At 69.2% G+C, this 11,176-nt stretch carries 4 protein-coding genes and 7 pseudogenes; all 11 read left to right on the forward strand.

Annotation, left to right across the window (positions count from 1 at the left end):
- Positions 1 to 34: 34 nt before the first annotated feature.
- On the forward strand, positions 35 to 521 hold a 487-nt coding region (rplA, locus tag UG55_RS10295), incomplete at its 3' end, for a 50S ribosomal protein L1 (protein ID WP_242424108.1).
- 1 nt (position 522) lies between these two features.
- Positions 523 to 748: pseudogene (locus UG55_RS35045) on the forward strand (50S ribosomal protein L1); the annotation flags it as partial.
- Positions 749 to 1,267: 519 nt separating this feature from the next.
- Positions 1,268 to 1,843, forward strand: a complete 576-nt coding sequence (gene rplJ / locus UG55_RS10300) for a 50S ribosomal protein L10 (protein WP_066066316.1) — start codon at positions 1,268 to 1,270, stop codon at positions 1,841 to 1,843.
- 97 nt (positions 1,844 to 1,940) lie between these two features.
- Complete coding sequence (gene rplL, locus UG55_RS10305) at positions 1,941 to 2,333, forward strand: 50S ribosomal protein L7/L12 (protein WP_066066319.1); 393 nt, start codon at positions 1,941 to 1,943, stop codon at positions 2,331 to 2,333.
- 1,330 nt (positions 2,334 to 3,663) lie between these two features.
- Positions 3,664 to 4,131 (forward strand): annotated as a pseudogene (locus UG55_RS35050) (DNA-directed RNA polymerase subunit beta); the annotation flags it as partial.
- A gap of 1 nt (position 4,132) precedes the next feature.
- Positions 4,133 to 4,506, forward strand: a pseudogene (locus tag UG55_RS35055) (DNA-directed RNA polymerase subunit beta); the annotation flags it as partial.
- 1 nt (position 4,507) lies between these two features.
- Positions 4,508 to 5,214, forward strand: a pseudogene (locus tag UG55_RS35060) (DNA-directed RNA polymerase subunit beta); the annotation flags it as partial.
- A gap of 1 nt (position 5,215) precedes the next feature.
- Positions 5,216 to 6,001, forward strand: a pseudogene (locus UG55_RS35065) (DNA-directed RNA polymerase subunit beta); the annotation flags it as partial.
- A 1-nt stretch (position 6,002) separates the two neighbouring features.
- A pseudogene (locus UG55_RS35070) lies at positions 6,003 to 7,089 on the forward strand (DNA-directed RNA polymerase subunit beta); the annotation flags it as partial.
- Positions 7,090 to 7,249: 160 nt separating this feature from the next.
- The coding region (gene rpoC, locus UG55_RS35075; protein ID WP_242424109.1) for a DNA-directed RNA polymerase subunit beta' at positions 7,250 to 9,436 on the forward strand (2,187 nt) is incomplete at its 3' end.
- Position 9,437: 1 nt separating this feature from the next.
- A pseudogene (locus tag UG55_RS35080) lies at positions 9,438 to 10,988 on the forward strand (DNA-directed RNA polymerase subunit beta'); the annotation flags it as partial.
- Between the last annotated feature and the right edge of the window lie 188 nt (positions 10,989 to 11,176).

Here is an 11,176-nt window from a genome sequence, read left to right on the forward strand (position 1 = left end):
GGACCAGGACCCGCCAACACCACAGGGAGAGCACATGAAGCGCAGCAAGGCGTACCGCGCGGCCGCCGAGAAGATCGATCCGGCCGCTCTTTACAGTCCGCTGGACGCCGCCCGGCTGGCCCGTGAGACGTCGTCCACGAAGTACGACGCCACCGTCGAGGTCGCGATCCGCCTCGGTGTGGACCCCCGCAAGGCCGACCAGATGGTGCGCGGCACGGTGAACCTGCCGCACGGCACCGGCAAGTCGCCGCGGGTCGCCGTCTTCGCCGCCGGTGAGAAGGCCGCCGAGGCGACTGCCGCCGGCGCGGACATCGTCGGCAGCGACGACCTCGTCGCGCGCATCCAGGAGGGCTTCCTGGACTTCGACGCCACCGTCGCCACGCCGGACCAGATGGCGAAGGTCGGTCGGATCGCCCGCATCCTCGGCCCCCGCGGCCTGATGCCCAACCCGAAGACCGGCACGGTCACGCTCGACGTCGCGAAGGTCGTCGGGGACATCAAGGGTGGTAAGATCAACTTCCNGGTCGACAAGCAGGGGAACCTGCACATCGTCATCGGCAAGGTCAGCTTCACCGAGACCCAGCTCATCGAGAACTACGGCGTCGCGCTCGACGAGATCGTCCGGGTCAAGCCGTCCGCGGCGAAGGGGCGCTACCTCAAGAAGATCACCTTCGCCACCACGATGGGCCCCGGCATCCCGGTCGACCCGAACCGGACCCGCAACCTGCTGGAGGAAGCGTCGGCCTGACCGGTCGCCGCACACCGACCGCCTGGTCGCCCTGCTCGGTGGGTCAGCCGGTACCAGCACGTACGGCCGCAGGCCAGCAGACGTATGAGGGGCACGCACCGTTCGCGGGCGTGCCCCTCACCGCGTCCGCCGCGCCGGTTCCGGCCCCGGAGCGAAGCGGCGGGCCTCGCCGCGGAGGCCGGTGACGCCGCGGCGGGCCGCCGCGGCCGGGTTCGCCGCGACCTGCTAATATCATGAACAGTTCCACACCGAAGACCGCTGGTCGTTCTCCAGCCGTCAGGGCTCCGGGTGTTACGGGGTCCAGGCACTGGAGGCCGAAGGCTCGGGTTTCCCGAGCGGCCCGTGCAGGTGGCGGACGGGAAGTTGCTCCGGAGACTGTCGAGATCGTTGCCGGCCATCCAGGATGGCCGCCAGCCGTCAGAACATAATCGGTTCTTGTGACGCCCCGCGCCTCTGCGCCGGGGCGTTCGTCGTTTCCAGGGCCTGTCGGCATGGCCGGCCGACCCCTGAAGGAGCCCGATGGCGAACTCGGAGAAGACCGCCGCCGTGGCGGAGATCGCCGAGGAGTTCCGTGGTTCGTCCGCCGCGGTGCTGACCGAGTATCGCGGCCTCACGGTGAGCCAGCTCACCGAGCTGCGTCGCACCCTCGGCGAGACCACCCGCTACTCGGTGGTCAAGAACACGCTTACCAAGATCGCGGCGGCGCAGGCCGGGGTCTCCGGAATCGACGAGCTGCTTGTCGGCCCGACCGCCGTCGCCTTCGTCGGCGGCGACCCGGTCGAGGCGGCGAAGGGGCTGCGGGACTTCGCCCGCGCCAACCCGGCCCTGGTGGTCAAGGGCGGGTTCGTCGAGGGCAAGGCGATGACCGCGGACGAGATCCGCAGGCTCGCCGATCTGGAGTCCCGCGAGGTTCTGCTCGCCAAGATGGCCGGGGCGATGAACGGCTCGCTGGCGAAGGCCGTCGGCCTGTTCGCGGCTCCGCTGTCGCAGGTGGCCCGGCTCACGGAGGCCCTGCGCGCACAGCGCGAGGCCACCGCCGGCGCCGAGGCCACCGCCGAGCCGGCCGCGGCCGAGGCGGTTACCGCCGACGCCTGAGCGATTCCCGCTCACCACGGATCACACATCTGACGAATGCCCGGTCTGACCGGGTGCCGGATCATCTGATCGGCATTACCAGGAAGGAACCGCCACCATGGCGAAGCTTTCGACCACCGAGCTTCTCGACGCTTTCAAGGAGATGACTCTCCTGGAGCTCTCCGAGTTCGTGAAGGAGTTCGAGGACACCTTCGGCGTGACCGCCGCCGCTCCGGTGGCCGTCGCGGCCGCGCCGGCTGCCGGTGGCGCCGGCGGCGAGGCTGCCGCCGCCGAGGAGCAGGACGAGTTCGACGTGATCCTGGAGTCCGTCGGTGACAAGAAGATCCAGGTCATCAAGGAGGTCCGCGCGCTGACGAGCCTGGGCCTGAAGGAGGCCAAGGACCTCGTCGACGGGGCACCCAAGCCCGTCCTGGAGAAGGTTGCCAAGGAGGCCGCCGACAAGGCCAAGGCGGCCCTCGAGGGCGCCGGCGCGACGGTGACCGTCAAGTAGTTCACGCCTCGAAGCCCCCGCCCGGATCTTCTCGGGCGGGGGCTTCGTCGTCCCCCGCCGGCCACGCGGTACCGGCACGACGCACCCGGGCACGATGGCAGGGGCACGTCCGCACGGGCGCGACGGCACGGGCGCGACGGCACGGGCGCGGCGGCCTCGGCTGGCGGCGCCGGCGGGCGGCGCCGGCTGGCGGCGCCGGGGCAGGGGACACCGGGCGGCTACCCGGTATTGCGGTGGTGGCCGGGAGGCCCCGTCGCCGGGCGGGCTTTGCTCCGCTCGGCACGGAGCGCCATGGGTGGTAAGACCTAGGTGGCGGCGGCCCGGCGGGTACGCTGCGCCGGGTGACGAGCCCCTGGGCCACCAGCGGCTCGTCGGCGGCCGCCGGCCGGTCCGATTCGGGTGACCTTATCGCCCGTCTCATGCATGAATGGCCTTTTCGCGGCGCATGTTCGGGGTTGGCCGGCCGGCCGGGGAGCGTGGCTGCGCGGCCCCGTCAGGGCCGCGCGCGGCCGGGACTGCCCGTAGCCACGGGCCCGCGCTCGTGACGGTGTTGCCTTTGGGACCTTGACGAGCTCCCCGGCAACGGAGTTCCATCATTTCGCGAACCTTGGTCGGGAAGCGGCGCGAGACGTCCCACGGTCTCGTCCTTGCCAGCAGTGAAGCCTTCGGCTACACTGCTAGTTTGCGCTGTCTTTCTCGTTACATCGGGCTCGTCGGTCACACGTTCGACATCGGAATCCGGCCCTTCGGGGTGATCGGGTTCGCGCCGCGGGGCGGTCCGCGGTCCCCAGGCCAACCGGCCGGGCACCTGCCGCCTTCGTGGGTTCGGGGTGACGCGGGAGCGGCGTGGCCGTGTCTCGTACCCGAGCACGGCGGCCCGGCTGTCCGTAACCGAGACCCGAACGAGACTTCTCGCCCTTGCACCGACACGTCGATCCGAGATCGCCGCGCCGGCAGCGCGTGGACATATCCAGCGCCCGCCGACCAGACCCGCGGCGGCTTTGTCGCGCCCGAAGCCCCCGTGGCTGCGGGCCTACGCGGACGTCTGCCCCGGTCGTTCCGCTCGACTTGCCTACCTCGCTCGACTCGCCTGCCCCGCTCGCGTCGGCGTCCGCGACGGGCACTGCCCGGCGGGCCGCCGTACCGGCGCGAGCCGGGCGGACTGTCGTACCGGCGAAGGGGTCTTCACTTCGGGATCCTCGCACTGCCGGGATACCCCCCGCCGATGTTCCGCATAACCGTAGCGAGACACTGATCACCTGACCACCCCCTTACGGATCCTTGACATCCGCGACGCCAGCCCCACGATCAGGCCACCGGAAGGACNACCTTGGCCGCCTCGCGTTCCGCCTCCCGCATCTCGTTCGCAAAGATCATCGAGCCTCTCGAGGTCCCGGATCTTCTCGCCCTGCAGACGCAGTCGTTCGATTGGCTGATCGGCAACGACATCTGGGCGGAACGGGTCCAGGAGGCCATCGACGCCGACCGGAACGACGTTCCCATCACCTCCGGGCTCGAGGAGGTCTTCGAGGAGATCTCACCGATCGAGGACTTCTCCGGCTCGATGTCCCTGTCCTTCCGGGATCACAGGTTCGAGCCTCCCAAGTACTCCGTCGAGGAGTGCAAGGACAAGGACATGACGTTCTCGGCGCCGCTGTTCGTCACCGCCGAGTTCACCAACAACACCACGGGTGAGATCAAGAGCCAGACGGTGTTCATGGGCGACTTCCCGCTCATGACCCCGAAGGGCACCTTCGTCATCAACGGCACCGAGCGCGTGGTGGTCAGCCAGCTCGTCNGGTCCCCGGGTGTGTACTTCGAGAAGGCGATCGACAAGGCGTCCGACAAGGACCTGTTCTCCTGCAAGGTCATTCCGTCGCGTGGGGCCTGGCTCGAGTTCGAGATCGACAAGCGCGACACCGTCGGCGTGCGTATCGACCGCAAGCGTCGCCAGTCCGTCACCGTCCTGCTCAAGGCGCTCGGCTGGGACGAGGCGCGCATCCTGGAGCGGTTCGGCGACTTCCCGTCGATGCGGGTGACGCTGGAGAAGGACCACACCTCCAGCCAGGACGACGCCCTGCTCGACATCTACCGCAAGCTGCGCCCGGGCGAGCCGCCGACGCGGGAGTCGGCGCAGACCCTGCTGGAGAACCTCTTCTTCAACCCGAAGCGCNACGACCTCGCCAAGGTCGGCCGCTACAAGGTCAACAAGAAGCTGCAGCTGGATGTCGCGCACGACGTCGGCGTTCTCACCGAGGACGACGTCGTCCGCACGATCGAGTACATCGTCAAGCTGCACGCGGGCCAGGACCCGGACAACTACGAGGTCGACGACATCGACCACTTCGGCAACCGGCGCCTGCGCACCGTCGGCGAGCTGATCCAGAACCAGGTTCGCCTGGGCCTGGCCCGGATGGAGCGCGTCGTCCGCGAGCGCATGACGACCCAGGACGTCGAGGCGATCACGCCGCAGACCCTGATCAACATCCGGCCGGTCGTCGCCTCCATCAAGGAGTTCTTCGGCACCAGCCAGCTCTCCCAGTTCATGGACCAGACCAACCCGCTGGCGGGCCTAACCCACAAGCGCCGCCTGTCGGCGCTGGGCCCCGGCGGTCTGTCCCGGGAGCGGGCCGGCTTCGAGGTCCGTGACGTGCACCCCAGCCACTACGGCCGGATGTGCCCGATCGAGACCCCGGAAGGCCCGAACATCGGCCTGATCGGCTCGCTGTCGACGTTCGCGCGGGTCAACCCGTTCGGCTTCGTCGAGACCCCGTACCGCAAGGTGGAGAACGGCCGGGTCACCGGCCAGATCGACTACCTGACGGCGGACGAGGAGGACCGGCACGTCAAGGCGCAGGCGAACACCCCGCTGAACCCGGACNGGACGTTCGCCGAGGAGCGCGTCCTGGTCCGACGCAAGGGCGGTGAGGTCGAGTTCATCCCGCCGGACGAGGTCGACTACATGGACGTCTCGCCGCGGCAGATGGTGTCCGTCGCGACGGCCATGATCCCGTTCCTTGAGCACGACGACGCCAACCGTGCCCTGATGGGCTCGAACATGCAGCGGCAGTCGGTTCCGCTGCTGCGTTCCGAGGCCCCGCTCGTCGGCACCGGCATGGAGGCCCGCGCGGCCAAGGACGCCGGCGACGTCGTCGTCTGCGCCCAGGCCGGCGTGGTCGAGGACCTGTCGGCCGACTACATCACCGTCATGCACGACGACGGCACGCGGCGCACCTACCGGCTGGCGAAGTTCCGCCGGTCGAACCAGGGCACCTGCATCAACCAGAAGCCCATCGTCTTCGAGGGCGACCGGGTCGAGGCCGGCCAGGTCATCGCGGACGGCCCGTGCACCGACAACGGCGAGATGGCGCTGGGCAAGAACCTGCTCGTCGCCTTCATGCCGTGGGAGGGGCACAACTACGAGGACGCGATCATCCTCTCCCAGCGGCTGGTCCAGGACGACGTCCTCTCCTCGATCCACATCGAGGAGCACGAGGTCGACGCCCGGGACACCAAGCTGGGCCCGGAGGAGATCACCCGGGACATCCCGAACGTCGCCGAGGAGGTCCTCGCCGACCTCGACGAGCGCGGCATCATCCGGATCGGCGCCGAGGTGTCGCCCGGTGACGTGCTGGTCGGCAAGGTCACCCCGAAGGGCGAGACCGAGCNGACCCCGGAGGAGCGCCTGCTGCGCGCGATCTTCGGCGAGAAGGCCCGGGAGGTCCGGGACACCTCGCTGAAGGTGCCGCACGGGGAGTCCGGCAAGGTCATCGGCGTCCGCGTGTTCTCCCGCGAGGACGGCGACGAACTGCCCCCGGGCGTGAACGAGCTGGTCCGCGTCTACGTGGCCCAGAAGCGGAAGATCACCGACGGTGACAAGCTCGCCGGTCGCCACGGCAACAAGGGCGTCATCGCCAAGATCCTGCCCGTCGAGGACATGCCCTTCCTCTCCGACGGCACCGCGGTCGACGTCGTCCTGAACCCGCACGGCGTGCCGCGGCGTATGAACATCGGCCAGATCCTGGAGACCCACCTCGGGTGGGTGGCCAAGACCGGGTGGCAGGTCGACTCCGGCACGGAGGACTGGAAGGAGCGCCTGCGCGGCATCGGCGCCGACGCCGCCCCGCCCGGAACCAACGTGGCGACGCCGGTGTTCGACGGCGCCCGCGAGGAGGAGATCACCGGCCTGCTCGACGCCACCCTGCCGAACCGTGACGGCACGCAGCTCATCGGCTCCTCCGGCAAGGCCGAGCTGTACGACGGCCGGACGGGCGAGCCGTACCCGTACCCGGTCGCGGTCGGCTACATCTACATCCTCAAGCTCCTGCACCTGGTCGACGACAAGATCCACGCTCGTTCGACCGGCCCCTACTCGATGATCACCCAGCAGCCGCTCGGTGGTAAGGCGCAGTTCGGTGGCCAGCGGTTCGGTGAGATGGAGGTGTGGGCGCTGGAGGCGTACGGAGCCGCCTACGCCCTGCAGGAGCTGCTGACCATCAAGTCCGACGACGTCGTGGGCCGGGTCAAGGTCTACGAGGCGATCGTCAAGGGCGAGAACATCCCGGAACCCGGTATCCCGGAGTCGTTCAAGGTCCTCATCAAGGAGATGCAGTCGCTGTGCCTCAACGTCGAGGTGCTGTCCAGCGACGGGGTCTCGATCGAGATGCGGGACACCGACGAGGACGTCTTCCGCGCGGCGGAGGAGCTAGGTATCGACCTGTCACGGCGTGAGCCCAGCAGCGTCGAAGAGGTCTGACGTGACGGGGGGTCCGCCTGGCGGATGCGCCGACCGGCTCCGGCTGGTCACGGCGGACCCCCGCCCCCGTCCACTCGTGCCACCCGGGTAGGAGCCCACCGGCCCCGACCCGGGGGCCCCGGCAGCGTCCCGACTGAGAAAGAGAGAGCAGGCGACAGTCTTGCTGGACGTCAACTTCTTCGACGAGCTGCGCATCGGCCTGGCCACCGCGGACGACATCCGCCAGTGGTCGTTCGGTGAGGTCAAGAAGCCGGAGACGATCAACTACCGCACCCTCAAGCCGGAGAAGGACGGGCTCTTCTGCGAGAAGATCTTCGGTCCGACCCGGGACTGGGAGTGCTACTGCGGGAAGTACAAGCGGGTCCGGTTCAAGGGCATCATCTGTGAGCGCTGTGGTGTCGAGGTCACCCGCGCCAAGGTGCGCCGCGAGCGGATGGGCCACATCGAGCTCGCCGCCCCCGTCACCCACATCTGGTACTTCAAGGGTGTGCCGAGCCGCCTCGGCTACCTGCTCGACCTCGCGCCGAAGGACCTTGAGAAGGTCATCTACTTCGCCGCCTACATGATCACCAAGGTCGACGTCGACAGCCGGCACCGCGACCTGCCGACGCTCGAGGCCCGCATCGGCGTCGAGAAGCAGCAGCTCGAGGACAAGAAGAACGCCGACGTCGAGACCCGCCAGCGCAAGCTGGAGGAGGACCTCGCCCAGCTTGAGGCCGAGGGCGCCAAGGGCGACGCGCGGCGCAAGGTCCGCGAGTCGGCCGAGCGCGAGATGCGCCAGATCCGCGACCGTTCCCAGCGCAAGATCGATGACCTGGAGCGGGTCTTCGAGCGCTTCAAGAACATGAAGGTCCAGGACCTGGAGCCGGACGAGCTGCTCTACCGCGAGCTGCGCGACCGGTTCGGCCAGTACTTCGAGGGCGGCATGGGCGCCGAGGCGCTGCAGCGCCGGCTCGCCGACTTCGACCTGGCCGCCGAGGCGGAGTCGCTACGCGAGACCATCCGCAGCGGCAAGGGGCAGAAGAAGGCCCGTGCCCTCAAGCGGCTCAAGGTCGTGTCGGCGTTCCTGAACACCCGCAACTCCCCGATGGGGATGGTGCTCGACTGCGTCCCGGTCATCCCGCCGGACCTGCGCCCGATGGTGCAGCTCGACGGTGGCCGGTTCGCGACGTCCGACCTGAACGACCTGTACCGCCGGGTCATCAACCGGAACAACCGGCTGAAGCGGCTGCTCGACCTCGGCGCGCCCGAGATCATCGTGAACAACGAGAAGCGGATGCTGCAGGAGGCCGTCGACGCGCTGTTCGACAACGGCCGCCGCGGCCGGCCCGTCACCGGGCCAGGCAACCGCCCGCTCAAGTCGCTGTCCGACATGCTCAAGGGCAAGCAGGGCCGGTTCCGGCAGAACCTGCTCGGCAAGCGCGTCGACTACTCCGGCCGTTCGGTCATCGTCGTCGGGCCGCAGCTCAAGCTGCACCAGTGCGGCCTGCCGAAGCAGATGGCGCTGGAGCTCTTCAAGCCGTTCGTGATGAAGCGCCTGGTGGACCTCAACCACGCGCAGAACATCAAGTCGGCCAAGCGCATGGTCGAGCGGGCCCGGCCCGTCGTGTGGGACGTGCTCGAAGAGGTCATCACCGAGCACCCGGTGCTGCTCAACCGGGCGCCGACCCTGCACCGCCTCGGCATCCAGGCGTTCGAGCCGCAGCTCGTCGAGGGCAAGGCGATCCAGATCCACCCGCTGGTCTGCACCGCCTTCAACGCCGACTTCGACGGTGACCAGATGGCGGTGCACCTGCCGCTGTCCGCCGAGGCCCAGGCCGAGGCGCGGATCCTGATGCTGTCGAGCAACAACATCCTCTCGCCGGCCTCGGGACGTCCGCTGGCGATGCCCAGCCTCGACATGGTCACCGGGGTGTACCACCTGTCCCGGCTGGCCGAGGGCGCGCTCGGTGAGGGCCGCTACTTCTCCAGCGTGGCCGAGGCGCAGATGGCCTTCGACGCGCGGGAGATCCACCTGCAGGCCCGCATCCGGGTGCGGCTGCGGGAGAGCACCCCGCCGACCGAGTGGACGCCGCCGGCGGACTGGCTGCCGGGTGACCCGTTCACCCTGGAGACCACGTTCGGGCGCTGCCTGCTCAACGAGGCGCTGCCGGAGGGCTACCCCTTCATCAACGCCCAGCTGAACAAGAAGTCGCAGGCGGCGATCGTCAACGACCTCGCCGAGCGGTACCCGAAGATCCAGGTCGCGGCGACGCTGGACGCCCTCAAGAGCGCCGGTTTCTACTGGGCCACCCGGTCCGGTGTGACGGTGGCGATCGAGGACGTCGTGGCCCCGCCGAACAAGGCCNAGATCCTCGACGAGTACGAGCAGCGGGCCGAGCGGGTCGAGAAGCAGTTCGGCCGCGGTTTCCTCTCCGACGAGGAGCGCCGCAGCGAGCTGGTGCAGATCTGGACCGAGGCGACGAACAAGATCGCCGAGGCCATGGAGGAGAACTTCCCGGAGACCAACCCGGTCTACACGCTGGTCAACTCCGGTGCCGCCGGAAACATGATGCAGATCCGGCAGCTCGCCGGTATGCGTGGGCTGGTCTCCAACCCGAAGGGCGAGATCATCCCGCGGCCGATCAAGGCGAACTTCCGCGAGGGCCTCACCGTCGTCGAGTACTTCATCTCGACGCACGGTGCCCGTAAGGGTCTCGCCGACACCGCCCTGCGGACCGCCGACTCCGGCTACCTGACCCGTCGTCTGGTGGACGTCAGCCAGGACGTCATCGTCCGCGACGACGACTGCGGCACCGAGCGCGGCATCCTCACCAGGATCGCCCGCAAGGGCCCGGACGGCACGCTGGTGCGCGACCGCTACGCGGAGACCTCCGCGTACGCCCGCACGCTGGCCTCCGACGCGGTCGACGCCCAGGGCGAGGTCGTCGTCCCGGCCGGTGCCGACGCCGGTGACGTGGTCATCGGCCAGATCATCGAGGCCGGGATCGAGACGGTGCGGGTGCGCTCCGCGCTCACCTGCGAGTCGCGGATGGGTGTCTGCGCGCAGTGCTACGGCCGCTCGCTGGCCACCGGCAAGCTGGTGGACGTCGGTGAGGCCGTCGGCATCGTCGCCGCCCAGTCGATCGGTGAGCCGGGCACGCAGCTGACGATGCGTACCTTCCACAGCGGTGGTGTCGCCGGTGACGACATCACCCAGGGTCTGCCCCGAGTCGTCGAGCTGTTCGAGGCCCGTAGCCCGAAGGGCAAGGCCCCGATCAGCGAGGTGACCGGCCGGGTCAAGATCGAGGAGACGGAGAAGACCTTCAAGGTCGTCATCGTCCCCGACGACGGCAGCGAGGAGATCGCCTACCCGGTGTCCCGCCGCTCCCGGCTGCGGGTCCGCGAGGGCGAGCGCATCGAGGTCGGCGCGCAGCTCATCGACGGTGCCGTCGACCCGCACGAGGTGCTGCGCATCCTCGGCCCGCGCCAGGTGCAGCTGCACCTGGTCGACCAGGTGCAGGAGGTGTACCGGTCGCAGGGTGTGTCGATCCACGACAAGCACATCGAGATCATCATCCGCCAGATGCTCAAGCGGGTGAACGTGCTGGAGTCGGGGGAGACCACGCTTCTTCCGGGTAAACTGGTCGAGCGGGCGCGCTTCGAGGCGGAGAACCGCCGCGTGGTGGAGACCGGCGGCCAGCCGGCCTCGGCCCGCCCGGTGCTCATGGGCATCACCAAGGCCTCGCTGGCCACCGAGTCGTGGCTGTCCGCGGCGTCCTTCCAGGAGACCACCCGAGTGCTCACCGACGCGGCGATCAACGCCCGCTCGGACTCGCTGGTCGGTCTCAAGGAGAACGTCATCATCGGAAAGCTCATCCCGGCGGGTACCGGTATCTCCCGGTACCGCAACATCCGGGNGGAGCCGACCGACGAGGCACGGGCGGCGATGTACTCGGTCAGCGGCTACGACGACGGCGGCTCGGTCGAGTACGGCGCCTTCGGGACCGGCTCCGGCCAGGCCGTTCCGCTGGACGAGTTCGACTACCGCAGCTCGGGCGACTACCGCTGACCCGGTGTGGTCAGGCGGCGGACCGAGCCGCCTGAC

The organism is Frankia sp. EI5c, assembly GCF_001636565.1.
Lineage (GTDB): Bacteria > Actinomycetota > Actinomycetes > Frankiales > Frankiaceae > Parafrankia.

Excerpts from the sequence above, each read along its gene's own strand:
- rplL (WP_066066319.1), top strand. The coding sequence starts at position 1,941 with ATGGCGAAGCTTTCGACCACCGAGCTTCTCGACGCTTTCAAGGAGATG.
- rplJ (WP_066066316.1), top strand. The coding sequence starts at position 1,268 with ATGGCGAACTCGGAGAAGACCGCCGCCGTGGCGGAGATCGCCGAGGAG.